The organism is Streptomyces sp. NPDC001530, from assembly GCF_042894545.1.
Taxonomy (GTDB): Bacteria; Actinomycetota; Actinomycetes; order Streptomycetales; family Streptomycetaceae; genus Streptomyces.
The window spans coordinates 1-23,161 of record NZ_JBIAVS010000008.1 but is presented as its reverse complement, the minus strand read 5'-3'; the positions used below and the strand labels follow the sequence as shown (position 1 = coordinate 23,161).

At 68.8% G+C, this 23,161-nt stretch carries 17 protein-coding genes and 1 pseudogene; 7 read left to right on the top strand and 11 right to left on the bottom strand.

The window, feature by feature from the left end:
• Nucleotides 1-64 precede the first annotated feature (64 nt).
• The 3 genes from frc to ACFY0T_RS17375 form a co-directional block, all read right to left on the bottom strand.
• Entirely contained in the window at nucleotides 65-1,294 is a 1,230-nt protein-coding gene (frc, locus tag ACFY0T_RS17385) for a formyl-CoA transferase (protein ID WP_388870590.1), read from the bottom strand.
• Between the two features lie 144 nt (nucleotides 1,295-1,438).
• Entirely contained in the window at nucleotides 1,439-2,263 is an 825-nt protein-coding gene (locus tag ACFY0T_RS17380; protein ID WP_388870587.1) for a DUF429 domain-containing protein, read from the bottom strand.
• A gap of 137 nt (nucleotides 2,264-2,400) precedes the next feature.
• The gene (locus ACFY0T_RS17375; protein WP_388870584.1) at nucleotides 2,401-3,162 is read right to left on the bottom strand and encodes an SDR family oxidoreductase; all 762 of its coding nucleotides are present in this window, start codon (nucleotides 3,160-3,162) and stop codon (nucleotides 2,401-2,403) included.
• 161 nt (nucleotides 3,163-3,323) lie between these two features.
• Here ACFY0T_RS17375 and ACFY0T_RS17370 point away from each other — a divergent pair, with 161 nt between their 5' ends.
• The 5 genes from ACFY0T_RS17370 (at nucleotide 3,324) to ACFY0T_RS17350 (ending at nucleotide 8,340) form a co-directional block, all read left to right on the top strand.
• Complete coding sequence (locus tag ACFY0T_RS17370) at nucleotides 3,324-4,166, top strand: helix-turn-helix transcriptional regulator (RefSeq protein WP_388871507.1); 843 nt, start codon at nucleotides 3,324-3,326, stop codon at nucleotides 4,164-4,166.
• Nucleotides 4,167-4,398: 232 nt separating this feature from the next.
• The gene (locus ACFY0T_RS17365) at nucleotides 4,399-5,334 is read left to right on the top strand and encodes an ABC transporter ATP-binding protein (RefSeq protein ID WP_388870581.1); all 936 of its coding nucleotides are present in this window, start codon (nucleotides 4,399-4,401) and stop codon (nucleotides 5,332-5,334) included.
• Nucleotides 5,331-6,179, top strand: a complete 849-nt coding sequence (locus tag ACFY0T_RS17360) for an ABC transporter permease (RefSeq protein WP_388870578.1) — start codon at nucleotides 5,331-5,333, stop codon at nucleotides 6,177-6,179. Before ACFY0T_RS17365 ends, ACFY0T_RS17360 begins: the two co-directional genes overlap by 4 nt.
• 143 nt (nucleotides 6,180-6,322) lie before the next feature.
• Nucleotides 6,323-7,669 carry a sensor histidine kinase gene (locus ACFY0T_RS17355; protein ID WP_388870575.1) on the top strand — a complete coding sequence of 449 codons (1,347 nt, stop codon included), beginning with the start codon at nucleotides 6,323-6,325 and terminating at the stop codon, nucleotides 7,667-7,669.
• Nucleotides 7,666-8,340 (top strand): response regulator, encoded by a 675-nt coding sequence (locus ACFY0T_RS17350; RefSeq protein WP_388870572.1) that lies wholly within the window; start codon nucleotides 7,666-7,668, stop codon nucleotides 8,338-8,340. The genes ACFY0T_RS17355 and ACFY0T_RS17350 overlap by 4 nt, the downstream gene beginning before the upstream one ends.
• A 139-nt stretch (nucleotides 8,341-8,479) precedes the next feature.
• On the opposite strand, the gene ACFY0T_RS17345 is transcribed toward ACFY0T_RS17350, so the two are convergent.
• The 5 genes and pseudogenes from ACFY0T_RS17345 to ACFY0T_RS17325 all read right to left on the bottom strand — a co-directional run bounded on the left by ACFY0T_RS17345 (nucleotide 8,480) and on the right by ACFY0T_RS17325 (nucleotide 16,907).
• Nucleotides 8,480-8,692, bottom strand: a complete 213-nt coding sequence (locus ACFY0T_RS17345; RefSeq protein WP_388870569.1) for a hypothetical protein — start codon at nucleotides 8,690-8,692, stop codon at nucleotides 8,480-8,482.
• The gene (locus ACFY0T_RS17340; RefSeq protein WP_388870566.1) at nucleotides 8,662-12,984 is read right to left on the bottom strand and encodes a hypothetical protein; all 4,323 of its coding nucleotides are present in this window, start codon (nucleotides 12,982-12,984) and stop codon (nucleotides 8,662-8,664) included. Before ACFY0T_RS17340 ends, ACFY0T_RS17345 begins: the two co-directional genes overlap by 31 nt.
• Nucleotides 12,985-13,097: 113 nt before the next feature.
• A complete protein-coding gene (locus ACFY0T_RS17335) occupies nucleotides 13,098-13,955 on the bottom strand; it encodes a hypothetical protein (protein ID WP_388870563.1) in 858 nt (285 codons plus the stop codon).
• Nucleotides 13,956-14,382: 427 nt separating this feature from the next.
• Nucleotides 14,383-14,501, bottom strand: a pseudogene (locus tag ACFY0T_RS17330) (Mobile element protein); the annotation flags it as partial.
• A gap of 192 nt (nucleotides 14,502-14,693) precedes the next feature.
• Entirely contained in the window at nucleotides 14,694-16,907 is a 2,214-nt protein-coding gene (locus ACFY0T_RS17325) for a hypothetical protein (RefSeq protein ID WP_388870560.1), read from the bottom strand.
• Between the two features lie 278 nt (nucleotides 16,908-17,185).
• On the opposite strand from ACFY0T_RS17325, the gene ACFY0T_RS17320 reads away from it, so the two are divergent.
• Complete coding sequence (locus ACFY0T_RS17320) at nucleotides 17,186-18,100, top strand: RNA repair domain-containing protein (RefSeq protein ID WP_388870557.1); 915 nt, start codon at nucleotides 17,186-17,188, stop codon at nucleotides 18,098-18,100.
• A gap of 137 nt (nucleotides 18,101-18,237) precedes the next feature.
• Here the strand turns inward: ACFY0T_RS17320 and ACFY0T_RS17315 are convergent, their stop codons facing one another.
• The gene (locus tag ACFY0T_RS17315; RefSeq protein WP_037751662.1) at nucleotides 18,238-18,441 is read right to left on the bottom strand and encodes a cold-shock protein; all 204 of its coding nucleotides are present in this window, start codon (nucleotides 18,439-18,441) and stop codon (nucleotides 18,238-18,240) included.
• Between the two features lie 656 nt (nucleotides 18,442-19,097).
• Nucleotides 19,098-20,369: an MFS transporter gene (locus ACFY0T_RS17310; protein ID WP_388870554.1), complete on the bottom strand. Its 1,272-nt coding sequence runs from the start codon at nucleotides 20,367-20,369 to the stop codon at nucleotides 19,098-19,100.
• Between the two features lie 135 nt (nucleotides 20,370-20,504).
• Here ACFY0T_RS17310 and ACFY0T_RS17305 point away from each other — a divergent pair, with 135 nt between their 5' ends.
• The gene (locus tag ACFY0T_RS17305; RefSeq protein WP_388870551.1) at nucleotides 20,505-21,440 is read left to right on the top strand and encodes a LysR family transcriptional regulator; all 936 of its coding nucleotides are present in this window, start codon (nucleotides 20,505-20,507) and stop codon (nucleotides 21,438-21,440) included.
• A 538-nt stretch (nucleotides 21,441-21,978) separates the two neighbouring features.
• On the opposite strand, the gene ACFY0T_RS17300 is transcribed toward ACFY0T_RS17305, so the two are convergent.
• Nucleotides 21,979-22,794, bottom strand: coding sequence for a DUF899 domain-containing protein (locus tag ACFY0T_RS17300; protein WP_388870548.1), 816 nt, complete (start codon nucleotides 22,792-22,794; stop codon nucleotides 21,979-21,981).
• Between the last annotated feature and the right edge of the window lie 367 nt (nucleotides 22,795-23,161).

The following is a 23,161-nucleotide window of genomic DNA, read 5'->3' as shown; positions in this document are numbered from 1 at the left end:
GCGGTTGACGCCGCGCCCGGGACGGAGTGGAGGTGCGGCACGCGCCGCCGTCGGTCGAATCGCTTCAGATCACGCCCTGCGCCTTGAGCAGCGGCAACTCATCGTGGGAGATGCCGAGTTCGCCGAGGAAGATCTCTGCGTTGTGTTCGCCGAGCAGCGGGGATCGCTCGATCTCGACAGGGGAATCGGACAGTTTCAGCGGATTGCCGACCGTGACGTACGATCCGCGCTCGGGGTGCTCGACCTCGACAACGATCTCGTTGGCGGCGAGCGAGGCGTCCTCGATGATCTCCTTGGTGGACAGGACAGGCCCGCACGGGATGTTGTGGGCGTTGAGCGCTTCCAGCACCTGCCACTTGGGGAGGGTGCTGGTCCACTCCTCGATGAGCTGGAACATCTTGCCGAGCTTCGGCAGCCGCGCTTCGGGGGTGGCCCACTCGGGATCGTCGGCCAGCTCGGGCCGTCCGATGAGCTCGCTGATCGGTTTCCAGCCGACGGGCTGCACGATGACGTACACGTAGTCGTTCGGGCCTCCCGGCGCGCATCTGACCGCCCAGCCGGGCTGACCGCCGCCGGACGCATTCCCGGACCTGGGCACCTCGTCGCCGAAATCCTCATTCGGGAACTCCGCGAGCGGGCCGTGCGCGAGCCGCTGCTGATCGCGCAGCTTCACCCGGCAGAGGTTGAGCACGGCGTGCTGCATGGCGACATTCACGCGCTGGCCGCGGCCGGTGTGGGTGCGTTGGAAGAGGGCGGCGAGGATGCCGGCGACGGCGTGCATGCCGGTTCCGGAGTCGCCGATCTGCGCGCCGGTCGCCAGCGGTGGCCCGTCCTCGAAGCCGGTGGTCGACATTGACCCGCCCATGGCCTGCGCGACGACTTCGTACGCCTTGAAGTTGGTGTACGGGCCTTCGCCGAAGCCCTTGATGGAGGCGTAGACGATCCGCGGGTTGATCTCGCGGATGCGCTCCCAGGTGAAGCCCATGCGGTCGACTGCGCCCGGGGCGAAGTTCTCGACCATGACGTCGGAGCGGCGGATCAGCTCGGTGAGGATCTGCTTGCCGCGCTCGGTCTTGGTGTTGAGGGTGATGCTCCGCTTGTTGCTGTTGAGCATCGTGAAGTAGAGGGAGTCGACGTCCGGGAGGTCCCGCAGCTGCCCCCGCGTGATGTCTCCGGTCGGCGCCTCCACCTTGACCACGTCGGCGCCGAGCCACGCGAGGATCTGCGTCGCGGACGGGCCGGACTGCACATGCGTCATATCGAGGACGCGCACGCCTTCAAGAGCCTTCGTCATGATCGCCACCTCACTTGTACGTCGCGGTCAGCCGAATCCACACTGTAGATTGCATACCGTATGGAGTTGCTTTCATGGTTGCGGCAGACGCGAAGGATGTCCAGGGCGCCGAGGAGATTTCGCTCCCCCCGCTCTGTCAGCCGTTCAGTCACGCCTCTGCTCGGGGCGGGCGGGCGCGATGATGGTCGCGGCGGCTCCCGGAGGCGCGAGGCTTTCCTCGCCCAGGACCTGGCAGCGCGCCAGCCCGTGGCGCGACCACAGTGCCGCTGTCCACGCGCACAGCAGCGCGTCGATGAGGTCCTCGCGGTGTTTGTAGTCCCCCGACGCCAGAGGCGTGGGCTCATCCATCAGTCGGCGCGAAACCGAGTGGGAGGAGAGCACGAGGGGCGGATCGGCCGTGGCCAGGCTCGCCATGCGCGCGATCAGCCGGTCGCACTCGGCCGCGCGCACCGCTCGCCACTGGACGCTCGGCACGCGCGCGGGCCGACGTTTGTACGTGGGGCGCTCCTGGTCGTAGCCCAACTCGGCCGCTCCGACCAGGGTGGTGTACGGGTAGCACTCGGACAGGACCAGGCCGCCCGTCGGTGGCCCGGCCCTGCCGTCGTCGTACACCCAGCCCGTTGCCCGCAAGCGTTCACGCAGGAGTACTCCCGCAAGACGGGGAGAGCTCTGGTTCGTGCTGTTCGCACTCACCTTCCACCGTCCGTACCGTCGGCCGACCTCCCGCTCGCACGGCCGCTGGCCGGTCGGGTTGTCGACGACCAGGGACGCGTCGACGAAGCACAGGGACGCTCCGTCCACGGCCACCTCGCCGATCCAGGACATCGTCTCCTCGAGCCCACGGGTCCAGCCGCAGTCGATCACCTCGCCGAGTCCGTCGATGACGGCGACGCCCGTCTCGTTGGGTTTGGTCCGGATCCCACCCGGCCTCCATGCGAGGTCGATACCGATGAACCGCTCAATGGCCATGTGTCGGTAGTACCAGAGAAGTCGGTAGCACCAGAGAAGCGGTCGGCGCGGGGCCGACGGCTCGCACCGCGTATGCGGCGGCGCTCCCGCGGCTCTGTCGCGGGAGCGCCGCCGTGTTTAGCTCGTGCCACCAGATGTCACGCCTGCCGTGTCGGCAGCACGATCGCCTGGCGCAGGTTCACATGGCGGGCGCGGCTCGTCGTGTAGGCGATCAGGTCGGCGATGTCGTCCGCCGTCAGGCCGGTCAGGGCGTCGAACATGCCGGCCAGCTGGCCGGACAGCTCCGCGTTGTCGATGTGGTCGCCCAGCTCCGTGTCCGTAAGACCCGGCTCGATGTTGGTGACCCGGACGTCGCGCGGGCCCAGCTCCGTGCGCAGGGACTGCGAGAGGTACGTGAGCGCGGCCTTCGTCGCGCCGTACACCGCGTAGTTGGGGAACGCGATGTGCGCGCCGATCGAGGAGATGTTCACCAGGTCCGCCGTCCGGCCCGCCTCCGCCGCCGCGATCAGGTCCGGCGCAAAGGCACGGATGACGCGCAGTGCCCCGGCCACGTTCGTGTCCAGCATGCGCTGCCACTCATCGGCGCGGCCGTCGGTGACCGGGTTCGGCAGCATCACGCCCGCCGCGTTGACCACCAGGTCGACCTCGCCGTACGCGGCATGCACCCGCGAGGCGGCCGCGTCCACGGAGGCCTGGTCGGTGACGTCGGCGGCGACGGTGAGGGCCTGCCCGCCGTCCGCCTCGATCTTGGCGGCCAGCTCCGTCAGCCGCCCGGCCCGGCGTGCGAGCAGCGCCACCCGCACGCCGTGCGAGGCGAGCAGCCGGGCGGTGGCCTCTCCCATACCGCTGGCGGCTCCGGTGATGAGGGCGGTGCGGCCGGTGAGGGCGTCGTACGACATGGGGAACTCCTGGGTCGGTGGTTGTCGCCGGGCGTTTCCCGGCGACAACCACCACCCTGTGCTCGGCCGCCGCCCTTACCCAGGGCTGACGTTTTCCTGGGTCCGGCAGTACCAGGATCGGATCGCACCCGGCACCTAGGATTTCGTCCATGGACATATCCATGGACGGGGAACTCGGCGACTTCCTGCGCTCCCGGCGCGCCCGCATCCAGCCCGCGGAGGTCGGGCTGCCGGGCCACGGCAGGCGGCGGGTGCCGGGGCTGCGCCGTGAGGAGGTCGCCCAGCTCGCGGGGGTCAGCGTCGACTACTACATCCGCCTCGAACAGGGCCGCGGTTCCTCCGTATCGGATGCCGTACTCGACGCCATCGGGCGCGTCCTGCGCCTCGACGACACCGAGCAGGAGTATCTGCGTACGGTGGCCCGGCCCGCCGCCACCGCCCGCCGCAAGTCCGTCGCCGGGCGCGCGCCCCAGAAGGTCCGCCCGGGGCTGCGTCTCCTCCTGGACACCATGGAGAAGGCCCCCGCGTTCGTACTCGGCCGCCGTATGGACGTGCTCGCGTGGAACGCCCTGGGCGACGCCGTCGTCGGGTTCTCGCAGATGCCGCCCAAGGAGCGGAACATGCCGCGCCAGGTGTTCCTCAACCCGCAGGCGCGCGAGCAGTACCCGGACTGGCCCGCGGTGGCCGCCGAGACGGTCGCCCACCTGCGCCTGGACGCCGGGAACCATCCACGGGACAAACAACTGGCCACGCTGGTAGGTGAGTTGTCGCTGGGAAGCGAGGACTTCCGCCGGCTGTGGGCGGACCACCAGGTCAAGGAGAAGACGTACGGGGCGAAGCGCATGATGCACCCCGTGGCGGGCGAACTCATCATGCCGTACGAGACGTTGACGGTGTCCGGAGAGCCGGACCAGATGTTGGTGGTCTACACGCCGGAGCCGGGTTCCCAGACGGAGGAGCGCTTGAGGCTCCTGACCAGCTGGGCGGCGACCCCGGCGGTCTGACGGAGCGGCGCCGTCCTGTGGGGTTACGGCGTTCGGCGGAGCGCCACCCTGCGCAGGAGGTACAGCGTTCGGCGGAGGGCCGTCACGGCCCGGCTTGAGTGGTACCGGAGTACTACCGGCCTCCCTTCATTGACGCCTCGGGTACGACGGATCCCGGCCCTCGGACTCCTAACGTGGCAGGTGAGGAAGCCAAGCGGGTTCCGGCCCCCCGAACGTGAGGGAAGAACGAACGATGATCGAGGCACATCAGCTGACGAAGCGGTACGGCGAGAAGACGGCGGTCGACCAGCTCGACTTCGTCGTCAAGCCCGGCACGGTCACCGGCTTCCTGGGCCCGAACGGCGCGGGCAAGTCCACGACCATGCGGATGATCGTCGGGCTGGACGCGCCGTCCAGCGGCAGTGTGTCCGTCAACGGCAGGCGCTACGCCCAGCACAGCGCGCCGCTGCAGGAGGTCGGCGCGCTGTTGGAGGCCAAGTCGATCCACCCCGGTCGGTCCGCGTTCGACCACCTGATGGCGCAGGCCCACACCCACGGCATTCCGCGCCGCCGGGTGGACGAGGTCATCGACCTGACCGGACTCCAGTCCGTGGCCAAGAAGCGCGCGGGCGCGTTCTCCCTGGGGATGGGCCAGCGGCTGGGCATCGCCGCCGCACTCCTTGGCGACCCGGCCACCATCATGCTCGACGAGCCGGTCAACGGTCTGGACCCCGAGGGTGTGCTGTGGATCCGCAACCTGCTGACCGGGCTCGCGGCGGGCGGCCGTACCGTCTTCGTCTCCTCGCATCTGATGAGTGAGATGGCGCTGGTCGCCGACCACCTGATCATCGTCGGACGCGGCCGCCTGCTGGCCGACACCACCGTGCAGGACCTGGTCCGCACGGCCGGCGGAGACACCGTGACCGTGGCGTCCGACCAGTCCGCCCGGCTGCGCGAGGTGCTGGCCGGCCCCGGCGTCGAGATCACCGGCGAGGTCGGCTCCGAGGAGCTGCACGTGACCGGCCTGTCCGCGCGTGCCATCGGCGTCAAGGCCGCCGAGCACGGCATCCCGCTGTTCGAGCTCAGCTCCAGGACCGTCTCCCTGGAACAGGCATTCATGGACCTGACCCGCGACGCCGTCGAGTACCACGCCACCGCCGCCGTCGAGGCCCCCGGGAGGGCCGCATGAGCACCATCACCGTGACCGACAGCTCCGCGCCCACGCCGGTGCAGACGCCGCGTCCTCAGTACAAGGTCACTGGGCGTCGGGTCCTGCGCTCCGAGTGGGCCAAGCTGTGGTCCCTTCGCTCGACCTGGATCACCCTCGGTCTGGGCCTGCTGTTCCTGATCGCGTTCGGCCTGATCGCCGCCGCGCACTACAAGTCCGAGCTCAACTCCGGTCGTCCGCTGCGCCCGGATGACGCAGGAGCCACCGCGCTCAGCCTCTCCCTGTTCGGCACGAACTTCGCTCAACTGGCCCTCGGTGTCCTGGGCGTGCTGGTCACCGCGGGCGAGTACTCCACCGGCATGATCCGCTCCACGCTGGCCGCGGTGCCGCGCCGCCTGCCGGTGCTGTGGTCCAAGTCGGCGGTGTTCGGCCTGGTCGCGCTGGGTGCCTCCCTCATCGGCGTCGTCGTCGTGTTCCCGATCGCGAGCGGCATCGTCTCCGGCACGCCCGCGGCCCTCTCGCTCTCCCACTCCGGTGTCCTACGCAGCCTGCTGGGCGCCGGTCTGTACCTCGGCCTGGTCGGTGTGATCGGCACCGCTCTGGGCGCGCTGCTCCGCTCGGTCGCCGGTGGCATCTCGGTCCTGGTCGCCTCGCTGATGCTGGTCCCCGGCCTGATCTCGCTGCTGCCCAGCTCGTGGCAGGACAACATCAGCCCGTACCTGCCGAGCAACGCGGGCGAGTCGATGTTCGCGCTGACCCACGACTCGACGGCGCTGTCGCCCACCGCCGGGCTCCTGGTCTTCCTCGGCTGGACGGCGCTCGCGCTGGCGGGCGCGGCCTACCGTCTCGTACGCACTGACGCCTGACGCGTACCGTCCTCGCGACCGGCGCGGCACCCGACCCGACCTGGTGAGCCGGTCGGGTCCGCGCCGGTCGGCCGCTCCGTCGCACCGTGCGGACGGCCCCACAATGGACAGGTGACCCCCATGAGCCCGGACCAGTGACACCCATGAGCATCGACGACACCGCCCACCTGGGGGTATTTCCCGACCCGCCGTCCGCGGAGGCGGACCTCCCGTGGAATCACCCCCTGGCCAGTGGGCTGTCCCGCCTCGGCCGATGGCTCAAACAGGGCGACCGGAACCACCCATGGATCCTGGACGCGGGTGTGATCGCTGTCGTGGTGCTGATGTTCTGCGTGCCGGACCTGGTGCACGACGACGACGGCCGACGACGCGCGTTCGACACCAACTTCACTCATCTGCCCTGGCCGGGGACGCTCGCGCTGCAGGCCGGACTGGTACTGCCCCTGCTGTGGCGGCGCAGAAAGCCTTCCCTCGCCTTCGCCGTGATCGCCGCGGTGTTCTTCCTCCAGCTGGCCCTGGGCGTATGGCTGCGCGCCGATATCGCCCTGTTGATCGCCCTCTACAGCCTGGTGCTGCACGGAGAGCTCCGGCGCCTGCCCGTGGCCTGCGCCGTCACCGCAGGCGCCCTGGGCCTGCTCACGCTCCGGCTGCCGCCCGAAGTATCCGTCCTGGACGCGCTGTTCTTCCTGTTCAGCACCATCACCGCGGCGGTCGCGCTCGGTCTGGCGGTACGGATCCGGCGCGCCCAGCTCGCCGTCCTGCGCGACCGCGCGACCCGCCTGGAGATCGAACGCGACCAGCGCAGCAAGCTGGCCGCCGCCGCCGAACGCACCCGGGTGGCCCGCGAGATGCACGACATCGTCGGCCACAACCTCTCCGTCATCATCACGCTCGCCGACGGTGGCGCGTACGCGACCGATCGCGCCCCGGAACGCGGCAAGCAGGCGCTGGTCCTCATCGGTGACACCGGACGCCAGGCGCTGGGCGAACTGCGCCGCATGCTCGGCGTCCTGCGCGAGCAGACCCAGACCCCCGCCGCTCCCGAGCTCAGCCCCCAGCCCGGCATCACGGACATCGACGCCCTGTGCGCCCGGATCCGCGCCGCCGGTCCACAGGTCCTCTACCGCACCGGCGGCGAGCTGGACACCTTGGACCGCGGTGTCCAGCTGACCGTCTACCGCATAGTCCAGGAGGCCCTCACCAACGCCCTCAAGCACGCGGGCCACGACACGCGCGTCGACCTGGCGGTGAGCGTCGAGGACACGCGGCTGCACATCGACGTCCACGACACCGGCCGGGCCGGCGCAACCGTCCGGTCCGGATCGCCCCACGACGAAGGACACGGACTCGCCGGCATGAGAGAACGCGCAGCCCTCTACAACGGGACCGTCACCGCGGGACCCGCCCCCGGCGGCGGCTGGACGGTGCGGGCGGCCCTCGACCTCACCCCGCTGCCCGCCGCAGGAGCCGACACGGGCGGTGCGGCGTGACCACCGTGCTCATCGTGGACGACCAGCCACTGCAACGCCTCGGCTTCCGCATGCTCCTGGAGAGCACCCCCGACACCGCGGTCGTCGGCGAAGCGGCGCACGGCGGCGAAGCCGTCCGCAAGGCCGCCGAACTCCGCCCGGACGTCATCCTCATGGACGTACGGATGCCCGGCATGGACGGCATCGAGGCCACCCGCCGCATCGTCGCCTCGGGTGACCGCTCCCGCGTCCTCATCCTGACCACCTTCGACCTGGACGAGTACGCCCACGCGGCGCTGCGCGCAGGAGCCAGCGGCTTCCTCCTCAAGGACGCCCACCCGGAAGAACTCCTGGCCGGGATCCGCGCAGTCGCGGGCGGCGACGCAGTCATCGCCCCCACCCTGACCCGCCGCCTCCTGGACGCGTACGCCCGCCACCTCCCCCACGAGTCGTCGAGCCGAAAGGCCGACGACCCCAGGGTGCGCGCCCTGACCACCCGCGAGCACGAGATCCTGGTCGCCATCGGCCAGGGCTGGAGCAACCGCGAGATCGCCGAGCGCCTGGTCGTGGCGGAATCGACGGTGAAGACCCACGTGGGCCGGGTGCTGGCGAAGGTGGGAGCGCGCGATCGCATTCAGGCCGTCATCCTGGCCTATGACCTGGGGCTGGCGCGGCCGAACGCACCGGAGTAGCGCGGATCCATCCGCAACCGGCCGCCGCTCAGGCTGAGGTCAGCCCCCTTGCGCCGGGCACCTGGGCAGGTCTCCGTGTGGGATGTCCGCACGCCAGGTGCGATGGATTTCGGCGGTCCGGCCCGCGCCACCCAATCACTCACGCACTGGGCGGTTTCACCACGACCAGGCGGACGATGGTGCCCTCGATGATGGGCGGGTGTCTGTTGGGGTCGATCCAGGCTGCCCGCCGCCTCGGGTGCAGCCGGTCCCATGCCTGCGCGGTCGTCTTCCCATGTGGGCGGGTGTTGGTGACCGACGCGGCCTGCTCAGCTGGTACCTCTACAGCATCCGAGCGTGCGTAGGTCGCCATGTGACCTGTGCCCAGCCGTACATGCCGTAGAGAGTCAGGTGGCAGCCTCCCCCTGGAGCTGCCTCGGCGAGCAGCTTCTGGGCCTTGCCCATGCTGGGGAACGGTTCACCGATTTGGCGGCCGTCAGGGATGGAGTGGGCTCGTACCAAGCCATCGGTACTCAGTGTGAACGCCACGGCTTCTCCTGAGTCCAGCCGTGTCATGCTCAGGGCCCGTAGTTGGTCCGGGTCGAGGTCAATCTCACCCAGTCTGCCTGAATGATCCACGAGGTTGATCGAGGGGTCCCAGATCTCTGTGCCGAGCAGTGCGTAGGCCTTACCGTCATGAGCGGAGGCTGCCGCGATGCACCCACCCTTCAGTGGCCGCTCTACCACCAGTTCTCGCCGTGGCGTGTTCGTACGTAGGTCGAAGACGCTTGCTCGATCGGGCTGGTTCGAGATGATAGCGATCGGGATTTCTTCGTCGTGGGCGGTGGCGATGGAGTCCACGCTCCAGTCGTCGGTTGAGCCAAGGGGCCAATTCCAGCCGTTGTGTCCGAGCTCTTTGCCGTTTGACAGGTCATAGACGGCCACGTTGGCTCGCTGGCTTCCAACGATTCCGAGCACGTGGCCGCGACGAGTTGTCAAGGTCTCCACGACACCGACGCCGTGCTTGCGATTTGCGTACAAGCGTGTGATGGGCAGTCGGGTGTCGAGGTCCCACAGCCACGCGCCGTCGGCTCCACCGCTGATGACGACGTTCTGGCCCGTTGGAAGCACCGCGGCTTTCGCATCGTGAGCGTGCGTGTACAGGCCTTCACGTGCCTGATGCGCGAACGGCCGCCCAATCTCTTCTCCGGTTCTGAAATCCAGTACGTGGACCAGTCCGGTCGACACGTCGGGGGACAGCATCACCTTGCGACCGCCTTTGAGGACGCCTGTTCCGGCACCGTTCCAGCGGCGGACGGGCAAGCCTTGCCTCGGCCGGCTGTGCTCGAGATCGTGGATGAAGCTGGTGCGTCCGTCGTCGGTGACTGCAACCCGCCGTCCGTCGGTCAGCTGGAGGAACGGCCCTGATCCTCCGATGCTGTCGCATCGATGCGCGCGGTGAGGCTGGGTCAGGTGCACTACTGGCCTCAATCGCAGCGTGCTGAGCGGCTGGTCAAGCGGTCGGCCGTCGATGGTGTCGATGACCTGCCAGCCGCCGTCGCATATGACGGCAACGTCTGTCCCGTCCGGGAGTGACGCCGTGGCGGTGGCCTCAAGGACATCAGCCGCAGGCCGGTACTGCTCCTGCCTGCGGGTCATCACGTTCCAAGCGCGCGTTTGATCGGCCGTCTTATGAAAAAGGATGAATCGTTGTGCTTCATCATGGCCAAAGGTGGCAATACACGCCTGTTCTGCACTATGCGGGTCCAGGCGGATAGGCAGGGTGTGCATGAGATTGCCGTTGTCCAGGCTCCGGATCTGCGGGTGAGACGGACGATCCGCTGCCCCGATGGTCACTGCCACGGGCCCCTGCGGCAGTGGCAGTACAGCCAAGACGCGTCCGGCGAAGCTCACGCCGGTGGGTCGCCCAGTCTCTGGATCCCAAACATATGTGACAGCCTTTTCTCGGTGTCCTGTGGTGACGACTGCGAGGGTTCGACCGTCGGGATGCGGCAGCACTGCTCGAACTTGGCCTTTGATTGGCGGCCCTACAGTGGTTCGCGAGGCCAGATCGACGAGATGGCTGTCGGAAGCGTAGAAGCTCTCCTTAATCAGGACGACTACTCTGCCATCACGCAGCCTGGCGGCACCGTTCTGCTCTCCTCCCAAAGGTGCCCCGATCGTCTGTCCCGACGACAGGTCGACTACCACCGCTCCATTCGCCTCGCTCATCCTGGTGATGGCGACGGTGCGCCCATCAGGAAGTAGGGCAGTAGATACTGAGGCCGAGCCTAGAGGTACTGCCTGCATGGGTAGCCAGTTCGCCCAATCGGGGTGCCATTCAACTCCGGACAACACCTCGGGGATAGGCACTCCTACCTCGGCAAGGGACAGTGCCAGAACCATGGCGTTCGAAGTGGGATTTTCGAAGTCCCAGTAGTAGGCAGCGCCCCGCAGGGCTCTCAACAGTGTTGCCTGTGGCAGTGGCAGCCGGTTGTGCAGGCCCCTCATCTGCAGGATGTGCGTTATATCCAGGTAGGCGAGTAGGTGCAGGTTGAGCAATCGCTCGTCCAGGGCATCGCCAGCGTTGGCATGCACCGCTGCGTACCGTCGTGCGTAGGCCGGCGGTGAGGTGTGCATGGCCAGACTCTCGGCCGCGAGGCCGGTCAGGGCCCGAGCAATGGCACGTTGCTCGGCCCGCTCCTGATTCTCCGATGAAACCCCGTGGTCGGCATGGTTGTCCCTGCTGGGCTCGATCAGCCTGCGCCACTCACTTCTGAATAGCTGGCGCAACGCGTCGTGAAAGAGGCGGTACACAGTGGCACCGTCTTCGACATCGGTAACTAGATAGGCCCCCATGCGGGAATCCAGAAGCCAGGCGATGTCGGCATCGCCGTAGCTGCGAGACGTGTCCGCCTGCACACAGGCGGACACGCTGGGCCAGATACGCGCCCAGGGCATGCCTTTGCCCTGAGCCAATCCAACCGCGCGCAGCAGGTGCACCGCGCGCTCCCGGTCGGCCTTCCTCGGCAGCGTCGCCTGCAGGTCCTCGCGGAAGACACCGGTGATCCCTTCATTCACCGCCTGCAGCCACGTGGCGTCGTCAGGATCGACCACGCGGGCCCGGCGGGTGAGAGATGAAGCTGACAGACGGGCGATCAGGAATGAAGTGCCGACGCGAGCCGCGATGCGCTCGCTGGCTTGTACGGCCACCGCCGGGCATGCAGCGTATGGTGATCCTGGCGCCGTCAGCAGCAGCTGTTCGGCGTATGCGGCGACGTCCTTTGGGTGCCACCAGGGCAATTCGTCGACCCTGATCCGCCTGGCCTCCAAGACCTCTTCTGCGTAGTCGGCCAGCGGGCGCACACGGTCTGCTTCAGCTATAACGTCGGTGGCTTCGCGGCGAGGGGAGCGCACACCGATGAGTAGACGGAGCCACTGCCGGGACGGTCCGACGCCCAGGCGGGCCAGAACCTGGTTCAGTACGTCGTGCGGGTGGTTGGCCTCGTCAAGAGCGTCCACCACGAGCGTCACCGCTGACTGGCGTTGTCTAAGCCATGTATGCCAGCTGGTGATCCACTCTTCAGTGGTCGCAACCGCCCGGCTACTGTCCGGCTCGTCGATGCCCACTGCCAAGCAGATCTGTGCGGCTATCTCTACCGGGGTTTTGCCTGTGCACACGACGGCAACATCGACAGCCTTCGCTCCCGGATCCAGGTCTGCGGGGATCGCCGCTATCTGCACGTGATGCTCGGCCCTGAAATCCGGGGCACTGAGTGTGACCAAGCGGGCAAGAACCGCGGATTTTCCGCTGCCAGCACAACCAGTGATCAAAGTGGTTTCCGGGTCACCGATGGACGTCTTGACCAGTTCCCGTATCAGTGCCTCGCGACCGCTGAAGAGCCAGCCCGACTCTTCTGCGCGTGCCACTCCCCGAGACCGTGGGTTCCAGTGCTGGATCAGTTCTGCCTGAGGAAGCGCCATGTCACGAAGAGCGGGAGGCAGATCGACTCGCGGACTGCCTTGATAGCAGGGGTTGGGCAGGCATAGGTGCGGTCCGCTGCGCTGACTTCCAGGCAGAGGCGTCAATAGGTCTGAAGACGTGTTTAGGCGACGCTGAACTTCGCTGAGGAACGTCTCCACGTTCAGGAAGGGTGCTTCCTGTCCGGCGTACTTGCGGCCCAGAGGGGATGTGAGTTCGGCGAGGAACTCGGAGATGGCCGTGGTCAGCGCCCCGGGAACCGCTTCCGCATCGCGGCTAGCGCTGGGCAGAACAAACCAGGTCCGTGGGATGTCCGCATCCAGCACGGCGGTCTGGGCCGCCGTCGCACCTGCGAAGCACATGTCCAAGACCAAAAACAAGTGTTGAATGTCTGTTGCAGCTAGCCAGGTGATGAGGTCGGCCGTGCGAAGAGCAGTCGCCGGCAGGCGTTTGCCCGGCATTGTGGTCTTCAGGACGGTCCAGTGAGTCAGGCCCCGCTCACTCGTCATGCCGTGCCCGGTGACAAAGATGACCGCCGCGTCGGACTCATTCCATGGCAGCCCACCCTCCGGATTGAGGTGGTCGTGAATCTCGCGGAGAGTGGGATTGTCGGCGAGGGATGAGAAGACCGGTGTGAAGTTTCGGTCCGGCCCTAGCTTGCAATCGCAGAGCCATTCACGCATGACGTCTACCTCTTGCTGCACAGGTAGGGGCGGCCAGCGAGGATGGTCATAGGCGCCGGTGGCTATCGCAACGAAGTGGCGACGCAGAGCAGTCGGGCTACCCGGATCATCCGTCATACGTCAGCCCAGCCCGGCAGGGCTGCGCGCACCGCTTCTCCGGCCTCTCGTTTCCCTAGATACCGGGTGACGGCGTGAGGATCGTCGCCGTTGTCGACGCGGTGGTCCGTCACCCCCGGCCACAATGCAGACAGCTCCCCCGCGCAGGCGACCGGATCTGCTGGATCCCAGAGGTTCACCCACGCGCCGACACGACGGCCGGGCAAGTAGCGCACGGTCCCGTATAGCGGATTGGGCATCAGGGATCGTACGGTTCGCAGCCTCAGGGGGGATCCCAGCGTAAGTAATAGGTCCAGCCTGTGCCCTCGGTTCTGTCGCAGGTATTCGAACGCGACTACCGATCCCAAGGAATGACCAATGAGCACGCGGCCTTCAGCCGCGCACATCCGCAAGCGCCGGTCCACCTCATCCTTGATAGATCGCTCAGTCAGGTAGCGTCGCACCTGCCGTAGCTCGCCTATCAGCAGGGCGCTGGCACGATGGCCGAGGCGGCGATCCAGGGCGGCCAGGACAGGTCGTAGCACTGCAGGAACCCTCGGGGCTGCCTTGGTCTCGGTATGGGCCATCAAACGCACCTCCTCCTCCGTGACGATCTCCAACGCTGCCGACATCAGCCATGCAGCTTCCTCGTCCGAAAGGCCCATGCTCCAATTCGCTCCAGAGTCAGAGCCTTTCGACAGCGGGCCGCTTGGCCCCAGGAACACGTCACCGTAGAAGGCTATGTCCAGTCTGGGCTCTGCAACGGCTTCGCCAGATGCCCGTTCCAGACCGTCGCGCAGCGCCAAGGTCCAGGAACCGAGAAGCTGATGACGGCCGAGCTGTTGTTGGCCGATGCCGTGCACTCCCACGAACATGTGGATCTCTCTGCTTTCCTTGTGAGAACCGCAAGAGTGGCGGCTCCTGGGCACAGTCGAATCAACCGTGCCATGACTTCGGGCCCATCTACACCGACTTGATGCAACTCGGCACTCAAATCGCTTGTGGTTGCCGGTGGCTTGCATGGCGGCAGCCGCCTTGCCGAAGAGACCGCTGAGCATCCCGTCGCCGGCCGAGGCCGCAGGCTGTGAGCCCCGCGCGTTCGGACACCGGGCATCCGTCGTCCCGGCACCGGCTCAGCCCTCAGCTCGAACCACGACCGCTCCATGACCTCGGAGCGTGCCGATCTTCACTCATTCAGGTTAATCACCCTGCGTGTCCGCACAGGGTGGCACCAATGCGGGCATCCCCCACGGCGGGGTGGCTCGGCGACCAGTGGGAGGCTGCCGATCATGGCAACACACAGTTGTCGCAGACGATCGCGATGCGGATCTCGGCTGGGTAGAGGGTGCGCAGGTAGCGGCAGAACTCCGTAACTGCGTCCGCCTCTTGATCGGCATGATGTGGCCGTAGAGCTTGCCGCGGTCGCCCCAGGAGGCGTACGCGTTGTGCGGGGCGAAGAAGCCGATGGTGTTGTAGCCCCAGTAGTCGGTAAAACCTCGCTCGACGAGTTCGTGGCCCCGGATGAAGGCGATCAAGGAGCGGTGGATCCGCTCCTGCAGGGCCGAGCTCCTCGACCGCACCCTCATCCCTTGAGCGCCAGGAGCGCCAGGTCCTCAGCGGCGCCGCCTGCCTCCGCGTCTGCCGTTCTTTCGGTGGCCGCGCTGCTGAACAAGGCCGACGTGGGCCTTGCGCTCCCGGGGCTCACGCTCGGCGAGGGCCTGAAGGTCCGCGAGGCCCTCCCGGTCCGGGTGACCGGAGGCCAGAGCCGCCCGGAGGGCCTCTTCGGCCTCGCGACCCTGTTGGCGTAGTACCTCCCTCACCCCGTCGGCGCCGGTCGCCTCAAAGAGCTGCAACAGGCTTTCAGCGACCATGAGCAGGCTTTCCGGCTCCGTGAGGTCCTCGGGGGTGAGAATCTCCCGGCGGGCCAGGAGGCTCAGCGCGGTGGGAGCCAGCGAGGGGTCCGAACGCAGGCTTCGCAGCAGGAGCTCCCCGTCGTCGAGCGATGAGACGAGGACGTCCAGCATGGCCTCGGCCCGGGTGCGGAACGGCATGGTCCGCACCGCGCGGACGAGCTGCTCCAGCGCCGCGGACCGGTCGCCGTGGACGGCGAACCACGCGGCGAGCTCCGCCCGGGCGGACTCCGGATCGTAGTGATCGGCGAGGACGCCCAGCAAACCGGCCGGCGAGGCCTGGGCAAGCTCGCCGATCAGGGGTGCATCCCGGCCTTCGGTCAGCAGCCGACGGCGCACGGAGTCCGTTCCGAGGTCAGTGAGACGGATCAACTCGACCGGGCCCGAGCTCAGTTCGGACTTCAGTTTCCGGGCCCGCTGGGTGGCCTCGTTATCCAGCAGAGCGTCACTCAACAGGGCGTCATCGGGCGGGGCGCCGTCCAACAGGGCGTCACCCGACAGGGTCTCGTCCGGCAGGGTCCCGTCCTGCAGGGCGTCGTCCAGCAGCCCGGCAAGTCCGGTCGGCATCCCTGGCAGTATGCCGGACGGCGTCTCGAGGTCGTCATCGTCCTCGTTCGGTACTCCGGCCCACCCCTCGAGGTCGTTCTCGCTCATCGCCAGATCCGCGAAGACAGGGTCGGCCATCCCCTGGTGGCACTCGATCGCCCCCAGGTCCTCCAAAGCACCCAGCACGGTGCGCAGATCGTCATCGGCCTGTTCGAACCCGATGGAGTCCGTGGCGAAGACCTCGAGCAGGGAACTCGAGCGGTAGGCGAGGCGGACGGTGTCCCGCAGCCCGGGCCAGGGCATGGGGTACGGCAGGCTGTAGAGGGTTGCCAGTACGTCGGGCAGGACGACGTCGTACACGTCGTACACGTCGAACAGCACGGATTCTCCGTACCTGCCGCCGCGCCCGCCCCTCACTGGGCTGGGCAGCTCGCGGAACGCGTCGAACGCGCGCCGCCACAGCGCAAGCGGGTCGTTCAGCACAGGCTTGGCCTTGGCCACCGCGTACAGCCTCCCCTTGGCGACTCGTATCAGCCTGGCTGTCTTCGCCCACTCCACAAGGAGGTTGAGGCGCGGCAGGTCCGCGGACGAGCGGACCGAGTCCGTGTCGTCTCCGGTGTCCAGCCGCTCTACGAGTTCCCGGGCATCTGACAGACGCAGCCTGCCGGAACCGGTGAGCGTTCTGCCGTCGCGCCCCGCCCACTCGGCCAGGCCGCGCAGCTGCCGCAGGACCGGTGACCGGCCGGCCTGCTCCCGCAGGACGTCGTCGCCCGGGAGCGCGACCGGGAGCTGCGGCTCGGACCGTACGGGCCCGGAACTGCGCATGTGCCGCTCGACGATGGCCTGAAGCACCTCGGGGTCGTAGGGCACCTCGCCACCCTGTGCCCGCCCCACGAAGTCCTGCAACGCCTGCTCGTCGTGGACGTCGACGCCCTGCTCCGCGGCAGTAGTGATCCAGAACTTCGCCAGGCCCCAGAGGCTGCGGTCGGCCATCGCCTCCGCGTAGCGGGGCGCCGCCGCGTCGACGGCCTCCAGCACCTCGGGCAGGGACGCCCCCCGGGGATCGGCAAGATGGACGTCGTCCAGATACCGCAGCAGGCACCGCAGAGTGCCCGGCGCATCGGCGGGCTCCTCGTCGGGAAGTACGGTCACCGTCCGCGGAACCCAGTCGAGCAGGAACTCCTCGATGTGCCGCTGGTCCCACAGTCCCAGCCTGCCGTCCGGCGTACCGAGATGGCGGTAGTCCAGCGCGGCTTCGACGACGGACGGATCGGCGTCGATCCCGTTCTCCCAGGCCCACTGTTCGAACCGGTGGACAAGAAGACCACGAACGGCCTCGTACTCGTTCTCCTCCGCGGGATTGAAGATCATCCGCATGGTTTCCCGCTCTTGTCTTTCGCAGGGCTCTGTCTCGTTGCCCACGCTACCGGCCGTGACGAACAAGCCGGTCCCAGATCCGACAGGACGCCGAGAACGGGTGCGGCAGTGCTGCCGCGGGTGCTCACCACACAGGCGCACCGGTTCTCCCTGCCGTCCCCCGTCAGGCGCACCGCACCAGATGCGTCGCGGTGCGAGCGGAACAACCGTCGAGGACAAGGTGGGCGGCACCCTGGAGGAAGGGAAGGTGTGAAGGCGGGAGAGGAGGCGTGATGCGGACCAGCGACGAGATCTATCACCGGGTCCGCTGGGACCCGCGGTTCGACCCGGCCCGGTTCGTGCTGGGGATCAGCCAGCGCGGGGATGCCCTCAAACGCATCCCGCTGCCTTCCTTCGTGCCCGGGGGCGACATCCCGTGGCACCGGGTGGTGTTCATCGAGGCGGACGGCGAGGTGGTCTGGGACCGGGCCACGGGTGTGGACCGCATCGACACGTCGGGCGCCGGCCGGGTGCGGGACCCGCAAGCGGACCTGAGCTTCGACACGAGCTCCGGCTGGGGCCTGCCCGGCGGCACTCTCGACGTGCCCCCGACGGCCCGCACGGCGGTGGCCTGGATTCCGCCTGCGGAGCTGTGGCCGCCGATCCAGGACATCCGCCAGGACTACGATCCGCAGATCCACCGCTGGCCGCCGCACGTCAATGTGCTCTTCGGCTTCGTGCCGGAGTCCGACTTCGAGCGGGCTGCCCCGCTGCTCGCCGCGGCGACGGCCGAGACGCCGGTCTTCACCGCCCGGCTGGACGGGGTGCGCACCTTCCGGCACAGGGCGTACTTCACCGTGTGGCTCGACCCGACGGCGGCCGGCAAGGGGCCGTGGGCGGACCTGCACCGCGTACTGCAGCAGCGGTTCCCGCGCTGTCGTGGGCCCGCCAAGAACTTCGCCCCACATCTGTCCCTGGGCCGGACCCGGGATCCGCGGCGAGTCACCGCCGACTGCGCCACCCGGCTCGACGCCATGACGGCGACAGTCTGGGAACTCGTCCTGCTCTCACGCAGGGGCGACGGGCCGATGCGGCCACGGGCCACGGTCGCCCTGCGCACGGGAACAGTCCGCCGGCTGCCCGCGCCTGACCTCGAAGCGCCGGGCCCTGAGGACACGGCCTGGCTCTCCGAGATCACCGACAGGTGAGGCACATAGCCAGGTGAGGCAAAGCGCCGCCCGGGATTCAGGTCGGATGGGCGGTGGCGGCCAACTACTCCCTCGCCCCGCGCACAGTACGGAACAGGCCCCGGAGCACCTGCCCCGGGGCCCGTTGACGCCCAAAGTCAGGCGGGCGTGATGTTCTCCGCCTGCGGGCCCTTCTGGCCCTGGGTGATGTCGAAGGTGACCGCCTGGCCTTCCTGCAGCTCACGGAAGCCGGAGGCGTTGATGTTGGAGTAGTGCGCGAAGACGTCCGGACCACCGCCGTCCTGGGCGATGAAGCCGAAGCCCTTTTCGGCGTTGAACCACTTGACGGTTCCGCTGGCCATGCCGGTGCCTCTCAGTCGATGTCAGGAACCGCGCCGCGCGGCCCCAGAGGTGATCGCCCTGGTCCAGCACTGCACAGCAAAACGCCCACGCCAAAGCGCGGGCAGGTGCTGCGAACCACGACATCTGGGAGCGACGCTACACGGCGAAACCGGCCCCCACCAGAGAGCAACAGCCATGATCCGCATCGGGTTGCGCGGTCCCTCCATGCCCGAAGCAGCGTCCGGGCTCCGGCCCCGGCGTGACCCCGCCGAGGCCGGGCAGCGCACGCGCCGCCTGTTCGAGGTCCCGTCAGTCGGTGTCGCGGGCGATGCAGCGGCCGACGTGAGTCCACGTCGGCTCGGCGGGTGATGCAGCGGTCGGGGTCGGGGGACTGCAGGTAGCGGCGAAGGAGGTCGGGGTCGAGGTCCTGGCGCTGAAGATAGACGGCGATCGTGCCGACGAGGAGGTGGTTGGGGACGAGGGCGTCGGTCAGGACGTACAGGACCAGGCGCTGCCATTCGTTCACATGGGGCACGTGAGCCACGATGTGACGCGCCGCGACCCCCACCGGCCACGGCGGAGGCCGTCGCGCTCATCGCCGAGCTGTACGCGGAGGGGTGAACCGCTCCGAAGAAGGGCGGCGCAGCCTGATCGCGGTGACGGCCGTGGCGGCCCGTCAGGCGGCGCGGCTCGGTGCCGGCTCCCGCTCGGAGAGATGCGCTGCCGCGCGGCGGGGGAGCAGCAGCGGGGTCGCCAGCAGGAGCACGCCGGCCAGGCCGATGGCCGTACGTGGGCCGAGCAGGCCGCCCAGCACGCCCCAGACGGCCGTCAGGAGCGCGGTCGAGGCCTTGGTCGTCACCGCCCAGGCGGACAGCGTGCGGGCGACCCGGTCGGTCGCGGTGCGCTCGAGGCGGTAGGTGGTGTAGACGGGGTTGAAGACCCCGCAGCAGAAGATGAGCCCGAGCTCGACGCCCATCACCAGCAGCAGCCCTCCGGTGCCCGGCCCCAGGAAGGCCAGGCCGACGGGCCAGAGCGCGCGCAGCGCCCCGGCCACGACCAGGACCTGGTGCTGCCCGAACCGGGTGACGAGCGGTCGGGCCAGCCGCGAACCGAGCAGCCCGCCGATCGAGGGCGCGGCGAAGGCGAGGCCGTACTGCCACGGTGCGAACCCGAGTCGGCCGAGCATCAGGACGGCCAGCAGCGGCTGGGCGGCCATTACCAGGCCGTTGAATAAGGCGGTGTTGAAGAACAGCGGTCGCAGCGTCGCGTCGGCGAGGATGTACCGCCAACCGTCGAGCAGGTCCCCGGCCCGCATGCGCGCGGCCTCCCGGCGCTTGGGCAGCGGCTCGTGCCCGCCCGTCGCGCGGATGCCCAGGGCCGAGAGCAGGTAGCTGACCGCGTCGGCCACCACCGTCGCCACCGGACCGAGGAGCCCGATCGCCGCGCCGCCCAGCGGCGGTCCGATGATCGTGGTCGTCCAGGCCGTGGACTCGAATCGGGCGTTGGCGACGAGCAGGTCCCCGGCCGGCAGCAGCGTCTTCAGGTACGCGCCGGAGGCGGCGCGGAAGGTGATGTCGGCCGCCGCGACGACGACCGAGACCAGCAGGAGCTGAAGGAAGGTGAGGACGCCGAGCGCGAACGCGGTGGGGACCGTCAGCAGCGCCGCGAACCGCACCAGGTCCATCGCGATCAGCACCGGCCGCTTGCGGCGGAACTCCGCCCACGGGCCGAGCGGCACCGCCACGGCCGCGCCCACCGCAGACCCCACGGAGGAGAGCGCGGCGACCTCGGCCGGTCCGGCGTGCAGCACCCGGATGGCGATCAGCGGGAATGCGCCGAAGGCGAGCCACGTGCCGAGGGCGCTGGTCCCGTACGCTCCCCAGAGCCACCCGAACCGCCGCCCCAGCCGATGTCCGAGCAGATGTCCCAGCCGGTGCGCGCTCCTCATGCCCGACGCCCCTCGTCACTCAGCCTGCACAACCGATCCGCGTTCGGAAGCATCAAATCGAGCACCATAGCCGGGGGTCAAACAACCGCAGGGCCGCCTGGCCACAACCAATGGTTGTGGCCATAGGGTGTCGGCATGGACCTCGACACCGTCCGGACCTTCGTCGCCGCCGCCGAAGCGGGGCAGTTCCAGGAGGCCGCCGCCGAGCTGGCGGTCACCCAGCAGGCTGTCTCCAAGCGCATCGCCGCGCTGGAGCGCAACCTCGGCGTGCGGCTGTTCACCCGCACCCCGCGCGGCGCCGAGCTCACCATCGACGGGCAGGCGTTCCTGCCCCACGCACGCGAGCTGCTGCGCGTCGCCGAGCGCGCGGTCGCGTCCGTGCGCACCGGCCGCCGTCCGCTACGCGTCGACGTGATCGCCTCGCGCAGCGCGCAGTCGGGCCTGATGCGCGGCTTCCACCGCGCGCACCCCGAGATCGAACTCGACGTGGTGATGCTGTTCGACATCGAGACGGCCGTCACCGCCATTCGGTCCGGTGCGATCGACGCGTCCTTCCGCGCCGTCGCCGCGCCCGGCCGGCCCCTTCCCGAGGACATCGAGTCCGTCCGGGTGCTCGACGAGCCGCTCCAGCTCCTCACCGGCCCCGCCCACACACTGGCGGGCGCCCGGTCGGTGACCGTCGCTCAGCTCGCCGGGCACCGGATCTGGATGCCCGGCATCGTCCCCGGTACCGAGTGGGCCGCCTACTACGACGACCTCGTCGCCGAGTTCGGCCTCACCATCGAGGCGACCGGCCCCAACTTCGGCTCCGACGCGCTCCTCGACACCATCGCCGACACCCCGGCCCTGGCCACCTTCATGGGCGAGCAGACCCGGCTCATCTGGCCCGCCGACCACGGCCTGCGCCGCATCCCGGTGACCGACCCGACGCCCGTCTACCCGCACTCGCTCCTCTGGCACCGCGACAACCCCCACCCAGCGCTGGCCACCCTCCGCGCCCACCTCGCCGCCACAGCGGCCGGCCACGACGCCGCCGGGACCTGGGCGCCGGGCTGGGTGATTCCGCGCTGAACGCAGCCGCGTCCACGACCATCGTGGCCGGATCGACGGACGGTGGGTCGGGGGCAGGCGTGCCATCGGCACACTCAGGCTCTCCCCCTCCGTATGCCTCATATGCCTTGACGGTGATCAAGGCTCTGAACTGCCGATTCAGCTCAGAAACCCCAGATAAGTCCGGACGGGCCGGCGCGGTCCGGACGCTGAACGAGCGGGCGGCCCCGGCTCCTCGACGACAGCCGCTCGCCGGACATCCCCACTTCGTTGAGAAGGGGACCGAGTGAGGCGAGGAGTAGCCCGGCCGTTTTCAAGAATCCCCATCAGCGCGGCGGTGATGCGGAACGCACCGTCGCGGTCCCACAAGGAGGCGGTCGTGACCACGACGGCCAGCAGCAGCCCGCCGGTGTCGACCGCGACGCGCCGCTTGCGGCCTTGATCTCCTTCATCTTCCGGGCGAACCGCCCACCGATCGAGCGCGCGGGGGCCGTTCGCACCGTCCGGAGGTTCCGCCCGGCACCTCACACCTTGTGCCGACGCCGTCGACGAAGGCGCGTCAGTGGTGGTTGCCGTGCCGGCCGAGGGTCTCCACGGGGGTCGCGCCGGGGCGGGTCCACTGCGGCACGGGCCGGCTGGTCGGGCCCCAGGTGGCGACGCCGTCGGCGTCCGAGCGCCAGTACCAGCAGGCCTGGCGGCCCTCGGCCGGGTACCCCTCGCGGACATCGCCGATCACGGGCCAGCCCTCGGGGTTGTCCTCCCACGCCTCGCCGCGGCCGTAGGGCGTCATGTCGAGCAGGCCGAGGGACCCGTTGACCGGCTCGTTGCCACGGCCCGTCGTGGAGTAGGTGAGGAACACGCGGTCGCCGTCGCGCAGGAAGCAGGTGATATAACCCATTTCTCCGCCGACCGGCTCCTCCACGCCCCGCACCGAGTACCAGGGCTGGGTGTAACCCATGAACTCGACGTAGGGAGCCACCTCGTCCCACGGGCCCGAGGTCAGGACGGCGAACGAGACGCCCCGGGCGTTGAGGTAGACGGCGTCCTTCACGTGCCAGGCCGTGGTGGTGCAGCCCTCGCACTGCCCCTGGTGCGGCGCGCCGTCGTACCACATGTGCTTGTAGACCACGAGCTCGTCGCGGCCCTGGAACAGGTCGAGGAACGGGACCGGCCCGTCAACGCCGGTGACCTCGACCGCGCCGTCGAGCTCGACCATCGGCAGCCGCCGCCGGGCCGCGGCGATCGCGTCGCCCTCACGGGTGTGCGCCTTCTCGCGGACCAGCAGCTCCTCGCGCGCCGCCTGCCAGGTGGCCAGGTCGACGACTGGCGGCTTGCCGGGGAGGTTGCTGCTCGCGTTGCCGGGCGTGGTCGTCATGGTGTCCTCCGTGGTGTCTCGTGCCGGGCAGCGTCGTACGACGTCCTACGACGCTCACCAGAACAGACTCGCGACCCGGCCGGAACTCATCGCGGCAGGGGGCGCCCTCGGCCGAGCCTGCACGGACCACATCGGGCTGACAAGTTCACAGACGCGCTTTGAGCATGCGGTCGGGGCCCCCGCCGCGAAGCTGAGAGCCCGTCGTAACACGTAGACAGGTAGACAGCCTCAAGTCCGGACAGATCTGGGCAGTCGGACCTCCGTGCTCTCTCAGCTTGATGTTTAACCTCGCTGTTGTTTCAAGCGGACATGCTCGGTGAGGGTTTCGACTCGTTTCACGGTCTTCCCGGGCTCGTGGCGTGGTGCT